This window comes from Priestia megaterium, assembly GCF_023824195.1.
Lineage (GTDB): Bacteria > Bacillota > Bacilli > Bacillales > Bacillaceae_H > Priestia > Priestia megaterium_D.
Window position 1 is genome coordinate 67931 of the sequence record NZ_CP085448.1, and the last position, 16677, is coordinate 84607.

Annotated in this window: 16 protein-coding genes and 2 pseudogenes; 4 read left to right on the plus strand and 14 right to left on the minus strand. The window is 35.7% G+C overall.

Annotated features, from left to right (window positions below; genetic code table 11):
- Window positions 1-120: 120 nt before the first annotated feature.
- Both LIS78_RS30560 and LIS78_RS30565 read right to left on the minus strand, forming a co-directional pair.
- A complete protein-coding gene (locus tag LIS78_RS30560) occupies window positions 121-549 on the minus strand; it encodes a cell wall hydrolase (RefSeq protein ID WP_171776420.1) in 429 nt (142 codons plus the stop codon).
- A gap of 463 nt (window positions 550-1012) precedes the next feature.
- On the minus strand, window positions 1013-1501 hold the full coding sequence (locus LIS78_RS30565; protein ID WP_252285704.1) for a hypothetical protein: 489 nt from the start codon (window positions 1499-1501) through the stop codon (window positions 1013-1015).
- A gap of 760 nt (window positions 1502-2261) precedes the next feature.
- Between LIS78_RS30565 and LIS78_RS30570 the strand changes: the two genes are divergently transcribed.
- Complete coding sequence (locus LIS78_RS30570) at window positions 2262-2576, plus strand: hypothetical protein (RefSeq protein ID WP_252285705.1); 315 nt, start codon at window positions 2262-2264, stop codon at window positions 2574-2576.
- A 722-nt stretch (window positions 2577-3298) separates the two neighbouring features.
- Here LIS78_RS30570 and LIS78_RS30575 read toward each other — a convergent pair.
- Both LIS78_RS30575 and LIS78_RS30580 read right to left on the minus strand, forming a co-directional pair.
- Window positions 3299-4099: a DUF2935 domain-containing protein gene (locus LIS78_RS30575; protein ID WP_252285706.1), complete on the minus strand. Its 801-nt coding sequence runs from the start codon at window positions 4097-4099 to the stop codon at window positions 3299-3301.
- A 433-nt stretch (window positions 4100-4532) separates the two neighbouring features.
- On the minus strand, window positions 4533-4685 hold the full coding sequence (locus tag LIS78_RS30580) for a hypothetical protein (RefSeq protein ID WP_252285707.1): 153 nt from the start codon (window positions 4683-4685) through the stop codon (window positions 4533-4535).
- Between the two features lie 975 nt (window positions 4686-5660).
- On the opposite strand from LIS78_RS30580, the gene LIS78_RS30585 reads away from it, so the two are divergent.
- Window positions 5661-6404, plus strand: a complete 744-nt coding sequence (locus tag LIS78_RS30585) for an SDR family oxidoreductase (protein WP_252285708.1) — start codon at window positions 5661-5663, stop codon at window positions 6402-6404.
- 99 nt (window positions 6405-6503) lie between these two features.
- Window positions 6504-6917, plus strand: coding sequence for a MerR family transcriptional regulator (locus tag LIS78_RS30590; protein WP_252285709.1), 414 nt, complete (start codon window positions 6504-6506; stop codon window positions 6915-6917).
- Between the two features lie 214 nt (window positions 6918-7131).
- Here the strand turns inward: LIS78_RS30590 and LIS78_RS30595 are convergent, their stop codons facing one another.
- Window positions 7132-7470, minus strand: a complete 339-nt coding sequence (locus LIS78_RS30595; protein ID WP_252285710.1) for a VOC family protein — start codon at window positions 7468-7470, stop codon at window positions 7132-7134.
- 1635 nt (window positions 7471-9105) lie between these two features.
- Here LIS78_RS30595 and LIS78_RS30600 point away from each other — a divergent pair.
- Window positions 9106-9327: a hypothetical protein gene (locus LIS78_RS30600; protein ID WP_252285711.1), complete on the plus strand. Its 222-nt coding sequence runs from the start codon at window positions 9106-9108 to the stop codon at window positions 9325-9327.
- Window positions 9328-9558: 231 nt separating this feature from the next.
- Here LIS78_RS30600 and LIS78_RS30605 read toward each other — a convergent pair whose 3' ends face one another.
- The 9 genes and pseudogenes from LIS78_RS30605 to LIS78_RS31760 all read right to left on the minus strand — a co-directional run.
- The gene (locus LIS78_RS30605) at window positions 9559-10308 is read right to left on the minus strand and encodes an ABC transporter permease (RefSeq protein WP_252285712.1); all 750 of its coding nucleotides are present in this window, start codon (window positions 10306-10308) and stop codon (window positions 9559-9561) included.
- Entirely contained in the window at window positions 10309-11070 is a 762-nt protein-coding gene (locus LIS78_RS30610; protein WP_252285713.1) for an ABC transporter ATP-binding protein, read from the minus strand.
- A 200-nt stretch (window positions 11071-11270) separates the two neighbouring features.
- Window positions 11271-11624 carry a DUF1048 domain-containing protein gene (locus LIS78_RS30615; RefSeq protein ID WP_252285714.1) on the minus strand — a complete coding sequence of 118 codons (354 nt, stop codon included), beginning with the start codon at window positions 11622-11624 and terminating at the stop codon, window positions 11271-11273.
- A 71-nt stretch (window positions 11625-11695) separates the two neighbouring features.
- Window positions 11696-12016 (minus strand): PadR family transcriptional regulator, encoded by a 321-nt coding sequence (locus LIS78_RS30620; protein ID WP_252285762.1) that lies wholly within the window; start codon window positions 12014-12016, stop codon window positions 11696-11698.
- 684 nt (window positions 12017-12700) lie between these two features.
- Window positions 12701-13108, minus strand: a complete 408-nt coding sequence (locus LIS78_RS30625) for a hypothetical protein (protein WP_252285715.1) — start codon at window positions 13106-13108, stop codon at window positions 12701-12703.
- A 49-nt stretch (window positions 13109-13157) separates the two neighbouring features.
- Window positions 13158-14435, minus strand: a pseudogene (locus LIS78_RS31670) (HYR domain-containing protein); the annotation flags it as partial.
- A 38-nt stretch (window positions 14436-14473) separates the two neighbouring features.
- Window positions 14474-14674 (minus strand): hypothetical protein, encoded by a 201-nt coding sequence (locus tag LIS78_RS30640; RefSeq protein ID WP_252285718.1) that lies wholly within the window; start codon window positions 14672-14674, stop codon window positions 14474-14476.
- A 415-nt stretch (window positions 14675-15089) separates the two neighbouring features.
- Complete coding sequence (locus LIS78_RS30645; RefSeq protein WP_252285719.1) at window positions 15090-16310, minus strand: peptidase G2 autoproteolytic cleavage domain-containing protein; 1221 nt, start codon at window positions 16308-16310, stop codon at window positions 15090-15092.
- A gap of 192 nt (window positions 16311-16502) precedes the next feature.
- A pseudogene (locus LIS78_RS31760) lies at window positions 16503-16619 on the minus strand (MobA/MobL family protein); the annotation flags it as partial.
- Window positions 16620-16677 lie beyond the last annotated feature (58 nt).

Sequence of the window (16677 nt, forward strand, 5' to 3'; positions counted from 1 at the left end):
ATCCTTTGAAAATATACAACTTAAAAAGCAAAAAAACTAACTTTGAGTCAGAAAGAAGTTAGTTTTTTTGCTTTTAATGATATAGATTAATACATCATCTTATAAAATTATAGAGAATTCCTAATAAGTATTATAAATATTTTCGCATGTTTCAGCTTTTGGTTGATAAAAGCAATGAAGCTTATATCGAGCAACAAGGGGTTGATTGTACCATGTTTGAGGGCACTGTTGAGGAGGTCTGAAATACCATAAACTAAATTTTGCAGGCCAACTACGTTCTCCTCTGACAGTTCGACGTGCCAAACGTTTTTCACTTTCTCTTGCTCTTTGATAGAAATAGCCTTTTTGAGTAGCTTCAAATGCATGGGGTTGATAAATCATTTGTGGAATAGTTCTCAGTCCTTTAAAATCAGAGCAATTCGCCCTGATTCGATTAACTCCCACATTTCCTATAAGAAGCATCCCCTTTTCGCCTTCACCTTCACCTTCTGCTCTAAGGAGTCTCGCTAAAAGAGCTATGTCTGAAGTGGTAGCTTTAACAACCGCCATAATTTCACCTCCAGAAATTAAGATATTTCTTTATAGCTTGTATAATGCCTTTTCGTTATTTTCTATTTTAAAAATAGGCTTTTCTCTACTATTACTTCTTACTTATTTTTTTCAAAATATGGACATTCACCCAAAAAGGAAGCTAGGTAAATGCATATTCTTGCTTTGATAAGAAAAAACGGAGGTTTTGATCATGAATTCAGAAATGCACTTGTTACCTAATTTATATTTTCAAGAAAATCAGTTAAACCATGGAGACGTACGGTTTATGGGGAGAGCTGGTTTCGGTGGCCCCTGGTTTTGGTAGTCCCTTTTTATATTAATTGATAGTTTATTAGCAGGCTCTTTGTTTTCCCCATGTGATTTAGCATAGATCCGAAACAAATTGAATTGACTAGACTGATGAAATAAAACCATCAGTCTAAATATATAATTTAAACTAGTACAAGTCATACTGGTGTTACTAACAAACAACAATTATTTTATACGGTGTTGTTTGGGCAGGAATACTCTTTGTTGTAGGTCCATAAACAACTATTAAGTTTCGATTTGAAGGGTACCTTGTAAATGCTTGCCCATTTTTTAATACAATCTGAGTAGAAGGAGCAATATTTAATTTTAATTTGCCATCACTGCTCTCCAATTGACTATTAAAATAGTCTACTTTTACATTTTGATAAGGTGTATCTTTAACCATAATAACTGCGCGATATTGTGGTGGAAATATCAAGGGAACTGCTACATCCATATCATAAAACGCTGTTATTCTATCTCCTATAGATAACATTGCATAATCAACAACATAAGTGTCTGGTGTCATAACAAAATTCACTAAAGTTCCGTAACCGTTATCTACTGATACTAATTTATTACATCCTGTTTCTTCATTTATTCCTGTCATAAAATCGCTAATCATAGTTATTACTCCACTGAATGATTGAAAATTAGTCACTTTTATACCTCCAATTAAACGCTCATGTTTATATAAATTATTCATCAGGGAGATCTGTGTTATTTTTTTGTAATTGACCACTCTTATATAATAATGAACTATATCCAAAAGCCTTAAAATCAATGATCCTAAGGCTTTTTAGAATAACTTACTAGATCTGAAAAATCAAAGCTTTATAAATTCATCAATTCCAGCATATTCAGTCTCTTTACTTTAAGTAACTTACCTATAATGAATAAAACAAATGATGCAACAAATATAAAAAACATTGGCTAATCCTTAGCCAATGTTTTTTATATTTAGATAAATACTCTGAGGAAAGCATTTTCTCAAAAAAAAACGGATGATTCTAAGAATCCAGATTACATTCTATTCATCGACCTGTTTTCAGGTGAATTGTTTATACGAATAACATTTAACAATTTGAGCAAACTACCCAAGATGATGGATATCATCTCATGTATAATAACCTTTGAAAAAAACTTCTGATTGAGCCCAGGAGTTTTTTTCTCTTTTTATACTGTATACGCCATACATGTTTAGTTAACATAATCATCATTATCGGCATCAAAAGACCCTTAAATGATTTAAGGGTCTTTTGATGGGTCGGTAGGTAAATTAATCAGTAAAAAGCATAAAATAGCCCAAAGCTTTACTATCAAGGTTATCCCTAGACTTTTGCCCTTATCACTTCTCCTATAAATACATAAGTTATAGGGTATTTACCCCAATTTGGAAAATTTAGAGGAGAGATGACCAGATGAACCCATATAATTATTATCCTGGATATATTCCGCAACAGACTGAATACTATAACTATATCCCTTATGATTACGATCTATATACACCACAGCAAGAACAAGAGGAGTTTGATAGACAACAACCTCAAAGTCTAGGAGGGTTTGAAAGAAGAATTAGAAATCTTGAAAGACAAAACCAGCAACAGGCAAGAGAAATTACCCGGCTAAATCAAATTGTTGAACGCCATACATTCCGTCTGAATAGGTTAAATCAAAGACTACGTGCGGTAGAAAGCAGATTAAATATTCCATTTACAAGTCACGACGGTTTTTAAATTCTATTATAAGAGAAAAATCCCTTAAAATTATAATTCTAAGGGATTTTAACATCGTATATTTTCTCATACTACGAGCAAACTACTCAAGATGGATAGCGTCCTTCGTAGCAAGATTTATATTTTCCTCGTTCCACCTAATAAACTACCTCCCGACCTTTCCAAACGACTTAGGGGTAGTTTGTTTTTTATGGACAAGGAGTCCTAACATTTTAAAACAGGCATATGATTTATAAAGTCCTCACGTGCTTGTAAATTGAACTAGTAGATAACCCTTGAATGTATTGATTCATGGGTTATTTACTTTTTATATGAATTAATACATCGTAACCAGAGCAAATTACTCAAGACACTTTAAGTGTCACTCCAAAAACCATGATACGTTACAGAAAAACTTACTGATCTCTGTCCAGTAGGTTTTTCGCTTTTTTAGGATGTATATGGTATACAGAGCTAGTTACCATAATGTTGTTTATCGGAAATAAAAAGGCCTTTATAATTTACAAAGGCCTTTGAAAAAATTGTTTAGTTAAGCTTAAAGAATGTAGGTTTATCAGAGATTCTCAAAAAGACCTCTATTTTGGCTTCTTCCTTACAAAACAAACAACTGAGTTTAGAATTGCTAATTTTCTTTACATGAGGAACATCAAAGCACGTAATACCTTCCTTAACATGTTTCTTACAAACCACTAACATATATTTCATCTCATTTCTTTCAGAAATTAGGATTGATCTTGGTTTCTTAAGCTAGCTTCAAACATATCAATGATATGAAGAAATCTTTCGGCTTCACGAAAAGTATGATCTGCTAGAAGTGGATGGATAATACTCTTAATTCTGCATTCTTCAATTAATTCTCTGGCCGTTTTCTTAAAATCCCGAAGTGATGCAACTGAAACACGGTTTTCATCAAGAAATTGATCTAGAAGGGGGACAGTCTGAGATTGAGGTTTCATAGATTCCAAGTCTCTTGCTTGAAAAACTAATTGATCAAAATCATTGCTAAAGTTTCTAGCCATATCTACTAGTTTTCTTTCTGATGGATCAAGGAGATGACCTATAAATTTGGCATGATCAGCCATAATTCTTAAAAAGAATACATTTTCCTTGATAATAGCATCAGCGAGTGGTTTTAATTTTCCCTCGTTTAATTCAATCAGTCTCTTTCTAAAATAGTTAGCTTCTCTACTAATATGGTCAACCAACAGAGGAAAGTTATTTGCCCCTTGCATTCGGCCATCTAAAATTAAACCTAAAATCTTTCTTTTAAAAGCAAATATGCCAGTAGCAGCTTGTTGAACCTCTGAATTAAACCTTTTCATTTGTTCAGGATCTGTTTGGTTAGTAAATGAGTGAGCCCTGTGTTCTATCTGTTCAAACAAATGATAAAATTGATTTGCTTCCTGAATTAATTGAGTATCTTCACATCTAAAACCCAATCTAAGAAATAAAGAATGTTCTTTCATAATCCTTGACCAAAAACGAATTTCATCTAAGGATCTCTCTACAAATCCATCAATCATTATTACTCCCCCTACTACTGAAAATTAAATCCATTGTCATATTATTCGGATTTACCATTAGACATGCGTAAACCCATGAATATGAATAACTATAAGTATTTTGAGCAAACTACACAAGACGTCGTGAGGCGTCCACAACCTATTTTCTTTAGCTATTCCAGAAAAAACTACCTTATCTCTCCTAAGTCTAAGGTAGTTTTTTTCTGTTTTTAAGCTGTATATCGTATACATGTTTAGTTAACATAATGAGTGTTATCGGCATTAACCTAATAAAAAATACAGATTAAAAGTTAAATTTAGTTTAAATACCTAAAAACAGGCTCGTTTTCCTAGTTATAAGTCCATATCAAATCCTTAAATGAACATATAGTATGTTGGAGAAAAGTCAAAGGAGAGATTACTTTGTATAACCATTATCAACCTGAAGTAAATCCTAACGATTTACAACATTTTCACCAATATGATTCTTTTTACAGACAACAACAGCCTCAATACCATCAACAGCCTTATCATCCTCCTTATCATCCTCGTCCTCCTCGCTGTCGTTGGGTTCAAGAATGTAGATGGGTTCGTCGTTGCTACCCACGAGATGGCTTCTACACTGATGGTTACGACTACTAAAAGAGAAAAAACTACTGATAGGTCCAGTAGTTTTTTTCTCTTTTTAGGCTGTATACCATATACAAATTTAGTTTACATAATACCTCTTAAAAGAACCAAACAGAAAAAAAATCCCTTGTGCGACAAGGGATTTCAAAAGGGTCTCTATTATGAATTATGCAGCTTTTTATCCATCCTTGATATGACTACATTTACCCGATACCCAAGTAGGAGGAGGGATAAAAAGTACACCTTTTATACGTATGCTTAAGGTTGTCCTATATTACCTTATTTATAAATTTGTTATACTATTATTCAGACTTTTCCGTTAATTTCAACATATAAATTCCCTAAAAGCTATCCGTCCTGCAACGATGGGGTAGCTTTCTTTTTTGTTAACGATAATAAGTACTTTAACACTTTATAATAGATTTAAATATCTTGTCCGTAAAAGTATACCTTTACGGACTTTTATTTTTGATAAGAAATCTATCATTTTTATCGTTCGTTTAAGTTTGAAAATAAATTACGAACGTACTTTTTTATACTCAGAAGTTAAGTCGATTTTAAATTATTCAATTCCTGAAAAAAATGTACAATAACATCTATTGTTTTTTCGGTCGTTTAAAAAGGTTTATTTATAGATTTAAATAGACACTTTATTATTAATTTCTTGTTATCTCAAAAGGTGTACCTTTTTGGAATGTTTATAATGGACAGTCCTTACCATAGACGAACCATACATAGTTAGATTCAATAACAATTCGTTCTTAGAATTGCAAGGGTCTTTTTATATTTTGTCTCGTTAAAAAAACAAAAAGCCTGAAGGCTAGTTAAGCCGCCTAAAGGCGGACTATTTTGCTTTTAAGCAGAAATGAATTTTTTATAAAGCTCTTGAGCTAGAGCGCACTCTAGGTATTATACTGAGAAACATCTTAAGATTAGAAAGGATTGATCAGTAATGTTAAATGTTGAAGAGAAGGTAGTTATTTTAACTGGAGCTTCAAGTGGAATCGGTGAAGCAACTGCTAAAGTACTTGCTAATAAAGGAGCTAAGGTTGTACTATCTGCAAGACGTGAGGACCGATTACGAAAACTCAAGTCAGAAATTGAAAATCGAGGTGGTACAGTCGAATATAAAGTAACAGACGTTACTTCTCAACAACAGTTAGAAGATCTTGCAAGTTTTACCCTAGATAACTTTGGACAAATTGATGTCCTGATTAACAATGCTGGTTTTATGCCCCTTTCTTATTTGCATGAAAAAAGAGTGACAGAATGGGAACAAATGATTGATGTAAATGTAAAAGGTGTCCTTTATGGTATTGCTGCGGTTCTCCCCTATATGAGAAGAAAAAAACAAGGGCATATTATTAATGTTTCTTCTGTTGCAGGGCACATAGCTTTTCCGTCAAGTGCTGTCTATTCAGGTACGAAATTTGCTGTAAGGGCTATTACTGAAGGGCTGCGACAGGAAGAAGTAGAAAATAATGTTCGTACAACAATTATTTCACCTGGGGCAGTGGATACAGAATTGGTAAATTGCATTTCTAATCAAGAAATTAAAAAAGGTATTGAAGAACAGATTAGGGAATTTGGACTTCCTGCGGAAGCAATTGCTAATTCGATTTTATATGCAATTTCTCAACCAGATAATATAGCTGTCAATGAAATAATTGTAAGACCAACTAAACAGGAAATATAATAAAGAAAGATATTGATATTTGTGGCTCACTTTTTTGTAAGTGGGCCTTTATTCCATAGTTATATGTAATAAATAATAAAGAGACAGGAGGTATTAACTATGAGCTATACAATTAGTCAGGTATCAGATCAAACAGGCTTATCAATTCATACTTTGCGATATTATGAAAAAGAAGGTATTACTCCGATTATTAAGCGAAATGAAAGTGGCAGACGTATTTATGAAGCTAAAGATATTGAATGGCTTAAATATATTTGCTGTTTCCGAGCAACGGGTATGACCATTGCTGATTTAAAAGAATTTGTAGCTCTTGTAATGCGGGGTGATGAAACAATTGATCAACGAATATCAATGCTTAAAAAACAAAATGAAAACATAAATTCAAAAATAAATCAATTGATGTCTTATCAAGCAATGATTGACCATAAAATTAACTGGTACAGCAAGGATATAGGTCATAGTAAAGTTTGTCCTAGAGAAGGAAGTATTGAGAATCGAATGAATTCAGAGTAAAAATATTAATTAAAATTATTTATTGTTTTTCCACTTTCATTCTTTTATCCTTCCATGAAAATTGTTACTTCGTTATAAAACCTGATATTACATCATTCTAGGTAGCATAAAGATAGATATAAGAAAAGCCCCCAAATTTATGAGGACTAATAGAATCTTTCTTGTATATCCTTTCAATTGGAAGGGATTCTCATTAACTTAAAAGTGATAATGTTTAATAGAATACTTCAATTAGGAATCCTTCAGGTGACTCTACATAAAAGGTATAACGATGTAATTGTTTTGGCGGTTCTACGTTAAATCCTCCTTCTTTCAATCTTTGATTGATTTTGTTTACCTCCTCTTCATTTTTCTGAGAGAATCCAATATGGAAACTTTTTGGATAATGGACTTCATTACCCTTCATTAAAGTAAGCACAAAATCATCATTATCCAACATTACTGCAAAGCCTTTTCCTTTGCTTGACTTACATGTTAAACCAAAATAGGTTTCCAAAAAAATCTGAGTAGCCGGTACGTCTGTAACAGTTAGATTGAGGTGATTAATTTTCATTTTTTGATCCTTTCTTAAGTCAGTATATTAAACTGTTCTAATCAATAAACGTTTTATATTTACCTTATATTTTATATAAATATTTAATCTTTATTATCCATCAAGAGATGTATCTTCTCAGTCGATTTTTACTACTAAAGTCTAAAAAATCATTTTCAATACTTTTAAGGTGCTTAATTTCGTTAGCAAAATAAAAAGCAACCTCCGGTCGTCGGTAGAGGTTGCCTTTTGAACATCATCATTATGGAATTACATATTAACATTTTTTTCTAAAAAAAGCTATCTCTACGGGGATATTGCATATGTATAAAATGTGCGCTTTTTATACATTCTCGTTTCCTTCAGCTGTCCGAAGAACGTAGTCATATCAACGATGTATAAAAAGCTGCATAAAGGAGAAACAAGGCTCCATCGAGAACCCTTTTCCCAATAGGGGTTCTCTTTTTTATGTGTGTTCCGGAAAGAGGTATTATGTCAACTAACTTTGTATAGGATATACAGTCTAAAAACAGAAAAAAACTACTGGACCTTATCAGTAGTTTTTTCTAACATAAAACGAATTACACCAAGTTGATACCTTGCGGCGTCTTATGTAGTTTGCTTAAAATATAGAATTTTACTCGTTATGGACAATTCACCTAAAAATATGTCAATGAATATAGCGTAGTTAGCATTTTTAGAGTCATCCGTCTTTCTAAAAATAGACCTTCTTTCAAAATTTTAATCACTAAAAAACATTGGCTAAGCTTAAGTCAATGTTTTTTTATGTAGAAATATATATAACTCCCCAACACAGAATTAATTAATCCATGTTGAGGAGCTTTTTAATTAATAGTGCTTTTTATTTTTACAGCAGCAATCATGTTTTTTATCTTTATCTTTATTTTTATTGTCTTTTTTATAACAAGGATCGTCGTAATAATAGTAATAGCAGCATTTTTTATAATATTTCTTCTTATTTTTTGAGGAGTCAGAATCATAATCATTTTTCCAATAGCCCATTAGATTCACCTCTTTATAAAGATTTCGCCTTACAATATAGCATATGCTTGTCCTATTTAAATGGTGAAAAAATAAGGTCTTTTTGTATGTTTGTCTATTTTAAAATTTTTTCAGTATATTTTATACACTTTAAAAAGAGAAAAAGCCACTTACAGTATGTTAGCTAAGAATGCATACAGTTGAGTAGCTTGCTCAAATGATAAAAAAGTATTCAATTTAGGCAAGTTACCTAACAGAGAATGAAAACATATAGTGTAGTTAGAATGCTTTCAGCTCTGAATCCGTATCTTTTTGGCCTTCTTTTTACGCCTCCCTGATCTATAAATTCAAAAAGCTCTTAGAATAAATTATTCTAAGAGCTTTTCCGATAAAAAACATTATGTTAACTAAACATGTATACGATATACAGCATAAAAAGAGAAAAAACTACTGGACATTATCAGTAGTTTTTTCATCCACCTACATACATTTGTTGTTAGGACGATGTTTGTGACATCTTGAATAGTGTGCTCAAATTATAGAATGTTATTCATTAGTTGTTATATGACAATGAATTACGTATTTCACAGGAGTAGTTAACGTGCATAAAATGAGATTGTGATATTCAACTATATTTGAAAGGATGTAATTATTATGTATCCTCCTTACGCTACGTCATACTATCTCAAACAAGAAACGTTATCGAGGGTTAACCCATGGGTACAATATGGGTTAAATGAAGCTCAAAAAACATCGATTCCTCATGCTATGATGGAAGTAGCAGCTATTACTTATCTGATGGGTAAAGGATATGATCCAAGAACAGCACGTCAAATTGTCGAATCATGGGAAGTTAATGAAATGTTTTATCTGTGATAAGTGAATAGATAAATGAATATGTTAAGAAGCTTGTTCAATTCAACAAGCTTCTTGTTTCCTAGAATTTTGATTATGTTAACTAATAATGTATACCATATACAGCTTAAAAAAGGAAAAAACCTACTGGACAGAGATCAGTAGGTTTTTTCTGTTTAGAGAAACGAATAAGGGTTCGAAAGTAGTCGATGCCTCCCGGCGTCTTGAGTAGTTTGCTCAAGTTATAAAAATTTACCCTAATTTGCGTTTAAATTCTTTACTGGCGAAGAAGTAAGCGATGACCATGATACCGACGCACCAGGCAAGTGCGATCCAGATATCGTTGCCAACAGACCCATTATACAAGAGTGCACGAATCGTATTCACGATTGAAGTCACGGGCTGGTTCTCAGCAAATGCACGAACAATTTTAGGCATCGTTTCAGTGGGAACAAAGGCGGAACTGATAAAAGGTAGGAAAATCAGTGGGTACGAGTAGCCTGTGGCCCCTTCCATAGATCTCGCTGTCAACCCTGGAATAACAGCCAGCCATGTTAGGGCTAGCGTAAACAGCCCGAGTATCCCGGCTACCGCCAGCCAATCCAGGATATCAGCGCTAGAACGAAAACCCATCAGGAGCGCAACGAGGATAACTACCACGATAGTAAGCGCATTAGAAACAAGGGATGTCAACACGTGAGCCCATAATACGGAAGAACGTTTAATAGGCATTGTAATGAAACGCGCCATCAGTCCACTTTTTACATCCGTAAACAGTCGCACGGAAGTATAAGCGACGCCGGATGCGATAGCCATCAGCAAGATTCCCGGTAATAAATAATTGACGTAATTGTCTGTTCCTGTATTTATGGCGCCACCAAATACGTAGACAAACAGTAACATCATCATAATCGGCGTAATTGCCACCGTAATAATCGTATCCGGACTGCGCATGATGTTGCGCATCAAACGCTCTAGTAATACACCTGTTTTGTTTTTCATTTAGCTCTCCTCCTTTTTGCCGATGATTGAGAGGAAGATTTCCTCCAATGTTGGCTGCTTCTCAATGTATTCCACTTTTGCTGGGGGGAACATCTCTTTGAGTTCGGTAAGAGTACCGGTCTTGATGATTTTTCCGCCATGTAGGATGGCTATACGGTCTGCCAATTGTTCAGCTTCCTCCAAATATTGAGTTGTGAGCAAGATGGTCGTACCGCCGCCAGCAAGCTCTTTGACGGTGTTCCAGACTTCAATCCGGGCTTCCGGATCAAGTCCTGTCGTGGGTTCGTCGAGAAAAATGACTGCTGGCGCCCCAATCAGACTCATAGCTATGTCAAGACGGCGCTTCATCCCGCCAGAATATTGATCCGCCCGGCGGTTGGCTGCGTCGGTCAGGCTGAATCTTGCAAGTAGATTGTCAGCTACTTGATAGGGATTAGATACCCCTCGCAACTTGGCGATCATTATCAGGTTTTCTTTCCCAGTGAGCATGCCGTCTAAAGCTGCGAACTGCCCCGTTAGGCTGATGCTCTGGCGAACGTCAGCCGATTGACGCTGGACGTCAAAGCCGTAAATACTTACTTCGCCGTTATCGGCCTTCATCAGTGTTGAGAGAATGTTGACTGTCGTCGTCTTGCCTGCTCCATTTGAACCCAGCAGTGCGAAAATTTCACCACGATGCACCTCAAAATCTACTCCTTTTAAAACTTCTTTGTCTTTAAAAGATTTTTTTAACCCTTTTACAGAAATAGCTTCATTCTTCATACGTTTTTCCTCCTTATAAAAAGCTCCACAAGTCTGCTTACCAGAGCTGTAATTATCCAGCTGAGCGCCTTGCGGAGCTAGATTCCCTATACTCTACTATTTAGTCTGACTTATAATCTGTATAACTTAGTACTGAGTTAAAAAAATAACTGAATAGCGAAAGTGACAATCCACATTTGTAACTAGCTATTCAGTCGGTATTACTGATTGAATTTATTTTTCCCTAATCGTTCCATGATACTCTGATTCAAATCTTCACGATACTTGGCCATATAGGTCCTAGCATTTGCCACTAGTTCATCAGCAAAGGAAGCCACGTCGTCCCCAGTGATTTCTAGCACTTGTCTACCTTCTGCAGCACCTGCTTCAAATAACTCAATTAATTCATACTGCATGTGTAACATATCCATCCCGTTTCCAGATGAGAAATTCCACATGTAGTTTTGAATTTTCTTAAATACAAACTGGTAGTCCTTTGGCAGGTCTTCAACCCGTGCCATCATCATTTTATACTCTTTTTTATCACCAATCATTTTTTTGAATATTTCTATCATGTCATTTTTCCTCCTTTTTTATAAAGCTTAATAAGATCCTCTAAAAATATCCGATGTACTATCTTATGAAGCTAGTTTGACTTCAAGACGTTGATTTTTGATGATACAAAATCCCACCTTTTCCAAAACAACTCAAGTTCCTTACGCCCAGCCTCATTAAGTGAGTAAAACTTGCGGGGTGGGCCCATATCTGATGGTTTTTTTTCTATGTTCACCAGTTTTTTCTTTTCTAATCGTACGAGAATAGTGTAGACCGTTCCTTCTACGACCTCGGTAAACCCAAGCTCGTTCAGGCGGCGTGTAATCTCGTAGCCATAGGTTTCATGGCGGCTGATAATTTCTAACACACAGCCTTCCAGCGAACCCTTCAGCATTTCAGTTAAATTTTCGATGTTCAGAACCTCCTCTATTTTGTCTGACTTATATTCAGTATAACTTAGTACCGAAGCGAATTTTCACTTAATAACTTTTTGAAAATCATGCTATTAAGTAATACTTATTATATGTATATTGTATTACTGAGTACCGGGTATTACAACTATTTTTTAAAAAATATTTTTAAAGCCAGCTATCTCCATGGAATATAGCCAATTTTCTTTATAGAGACGTACTGTCAGAGAATATTTTCTCAGTACAAGAACAGATGGGTTGAAAATCTTATGAATACTGAGAAAATCCATTATGTTAACTACATATGTATACGATATACAGCTTAAAAACAGAAATACCACCCCATGAGATTAAGGTAGTTTTCCTGTAACGCAATCATATTTTTTTGATTATTCAATTCATCTGGAGTAGTTTGTTCTAATCAATGCTCTTTATTCATGGCTAAAAACTATTTATTACATATGTCCAAACTTCTTATCATATATTTTCAAAGGATTTTTCGCTTGGAGATGATGGGAGGCATTTAGATGTATGAACATGATTTTATATTTAAGACAGTATACGATTTAAACAGTAAGGAAATTAAATATGATAAATGAGTTTTTAGAAAAGAAAGAAAAACCTTAGTCAATATTCAAAATAATAAACTTTAACTTTTCCAACAAAGAATGAATAGCGTATACAGCCTAAAAACAGAAAAAACTCTCGGGGGTCTGTCCTATGGTCAGTAGTTTTTTCATAATATATATAAAATAAATTATTAGGATAAAAAAAGCCAAGAAAACTTGGCTTAGAAAATTATTACTTTTTAAAATTAATAAATAGCAATCGTAAAAGAAATCGTAATAGGGAATCTCGGCGAGAATTACAGCAATCACGATCGCAACAACAATCACGATCGCAACAACAATCACGATCGCAACAACAATCACGATCGCAACAACAATCACAATCGCAACAACAATCACAATCGCAACAACAATCACAATCGCAACAACAATCACAATCGCAACAACAATCACAATCGCAACAACAATCACAATCGCAACAACAATCACAATCGCAACAACAATCACAATCGCAACAGCAATCACAATCGCAACAGCAAATAATAGGTGGTTCAGTATCGTTTACTGTAACGTTAAAGGAACACGTAGAAGTATTTCCAGCTGCATCTGTAGCTGTACAGGTAACAGTCGTCGTGCCGACAGGAAAGAAAGAACCTGAAGCTGGTGTGCATATAGCTGTTACCCCTGGACAGTTATCAGAAGCCGTAGGTGGTGGGTAATTGACAATGGCTCCGCATTGTCCTGGATCATTTGCTTGAATAACATTAGCTGGACAAGTAATAGTAGGTGGTTCAGTATCGTTTACTGTGACGGTAAAGGAACACGTAGAAGTATTTCCAGCTGCATCTGTAGCCGTACAGGTAACAGTTGTCGTGCCCACAGGAAAGAAAGAACCTGAAGCTGGTGTGCATATAGCTGTTACCCCTGGACAGTTATCAGAAGCCGTAGGTGGTGGGTAATTGACAACGGCTCCGCATTGTCCTGGATCATTTGCTTGAATAACATTAGCCGGACAAGTAATAGTAGGTGGTTCAGTATCGTTTACTGTGACGGTAAAGGAACACGTAGAAGTATTTCCAGCTGCATCTGTAGCCGTACAGGTAACAGTTGTCGTGCCCACAGGAAAGAAAGAACCTGATGGCGGTGTACACTCAGTCGTTACAACATTACAGATGTTTATCGTAGGATCCGAATAATTGACGATCGCTCCACATTGACCAGGAGTATTTGAGACCGTTATGTCGTCTGGACATTGAAAGCATGTATCTAATAATAAATCATAGTTAACTCCATCGAACTCCCAAATTAAAAATTGGTTATTTGTATCAAGAAACCCTGTTGGCCCTACCACTGTTTGCTGAGGATCAAAATTAGTCGGGGGAGCATAGCGAAATACACTCGAAGGTCCGCCATTCCCACTCGCAACTCCAACCAAGCCATCCACACTATCTAAATTGCAATAGGCAAAGCCAATTAATCCCGTGTCAAATAAAACAACTTGAAAAGTATTGGTGCCTGTATTAGGGAATTCAGGTACGTTATTCCATGTAACAATAAATCGGTCCGGTAATTGTTTTACAAATACTGCACCTCCTGTTGAGGGATTAAAATCATCCCAAATTGGTGCAATCCTCGGGTTATTACCATTGATAAATTCAGGAAAAGATTCGGTGAAGTCTGGATCTCCTGAGTTAAACGTTAAATTTCCATTAGAGTTTACAAAAACACTGCCATAGTTTATTCCGTAAAATGTAAAAGTAAAACCTCCAGTAAACCCCACCAGTTCAAAGTCATCATCTGATAAAGATAATGCTGTCCCAAAGTCGGGGCCTTGGTCAAACAAACAGCCCATTTTATTCACCTCTCCTGTTAGAATCTAAAGCTGTTTTTCTAGGTTTCTTGAATTTCAAGTAACCATTGTTTTACTCGTTCTTTAGCTTCTTGATCAAGGATTTCTGCCTCCAAGATCTCTCTTATCTCATGAACGATTTTTTCCCGATACTTTTCATCTGGTATCATTGGGTATTTAAGTTTCTTAAAATCCTCGAAGTATGAAACGTTGGCCAAAATCATCTGAAGTCCTTTATTCAACCTACCCATCCTCCTTTTCTCCTTTTTATTAATTAATGAAGAAATCTAAAGAAAGTGAAGGCTGTTATCTATAAAGTAATATATTTTTCAGGTAACACGCTCTTGTGGGGAAGTGCCGACGTTTCAAATCATGTTTTTACAAGTAGGGGGCTAACGATTTAGTTGATAGGTTCAAATCCCATGGGTGCTTGAGTTGAATTAGCAGCAAAAAGGATCTTCGAAATAGAAGATCCTTTTTCGGTATCGATAACACCCATTATGTTAACTACAACTGTATACGATATACATAATATAAAAAGGCAAGTTTATCAAAAGATGAACTTGCCTAGAATGAAATAGAGTTATGAGTTCAATAGTTTTTGTTTTTCAATTTGAAATTCTTCTTCAATGAGATAGCCTTGTTCTTTTAGTTTTGCTAGTTTTCTAGCTTTACAACAGGATCAAGCTCATTTCTTGAAGGTAGAGAATTAACCAACACCAATACTTGATTTGCTCCTGTACGCTTCAGCACACGATATCCTTGACTTGCTTTCGTTGCAATTCCCTCATCATTCGTCCAGCAATATCCTTGTTCTTCACAAGTTCCATCATCTCGAATGAGTATTTGACCCATTAACCCAACAGCCACCCATTCCGGTCGCTCTGTACGAGGGATATATTCTTCACTTGGATTCCATTCAGGATTGAGCATTGGCTGCATTTCTTTTCTTTCAGGAATAAGAATATTTCCTTCATTGTCTTTTTCAGCCGGAATCGTCACTTCATGATATTTTTTTCGTCCCCACTCATCGGTCAAATATTTTCCTTGCCATCGTAATCCTGCACTATTTCCAATGAGACTTGGCGTTGCACTGGTGATACCTAAAATAAATTGATCACTTGCGGTGGCTTTTCGAATTTTCCCCTTTTCTACTGCTGTAACAAAGTAACCAACATCGATCGGGTTTTTATCTATTATTTCAAACATTTCCGCATAATCGGCTGCTGGACTTAAATACGCCCCGTCGACAAACATATTACCATTATTCAGAAGCTTTCCGATGAGACCGGTAAGGTCATACGCAATAGCTCCAAAGGCTACATTCCATGAATAGGTTGGATCTCCATTGAGGTTGTTAACCGCTCCATTCCGTCCCATAATATGGGCTCCTTCGAAACCATTTGCTGTTGTACTCAATCCTTCAGTATGAGATAAATCCCCACTAGCAATTGTACCTGATCCTTCGGCATGAGAAGCAAATCCATTTGCCCTTGTACCTGACCCTTCCGCGTGGGAAGAATCCCCACTGGCAATTGTACCTGTTCCTTCGGAATGGGCCACAAATCCACTTGCGGTTGTACCTGTTCCTTCTGCGTGGGAAGAAGTTCCACTTGCGGTTGTATTTGTTCCTTCTGCGTGGGAGGAAGTTCCACTTGCGGTTGTACCGTTACCTTCTGCATGGGAAATATCCCCACCTGCGGTTGTGAAGTTACCTTCGGAATGGGCTGCAAATCCATTTGCCGTTGTATTATTTCCTTCGGCATGACTTCCCTGAGCTGAAGCGTTAGTGGAAACCCCTTCGGCATGGGCACCATTTGCATTTATACCTGTACTTGTTGCTATACCCTCAGCATGAGAAGCAAATCCATTTGCCATTGTATTATTAGAACCTTCCGCATGGGAAGAATCCCCACTTGCCGTTGTATTGTCACCTTCGGCATGTGAATTAGACCCACTTGCCGTTGTGAAGCTACCTTCGGCATGTGAATTAGATCCACTATGTATTATTAATTATTTTATCTAGGTGTGCCTATTTTCTAGAATATTGGAGTTTACGAAGTCTGCAGTCCAGTCACGATTCTTTTTGCCGAATCCATCTTGATCTAATGTTCTCATGGTTAACATGACATGAGCATGTGGATTGTTTGCATCATCACGGTGAATAGCGATATCTGCCACCATTCCTTATATTTTATGATTCGACCAATCAGTGCAAGATATGTTTTACACTTAGATAATGGTG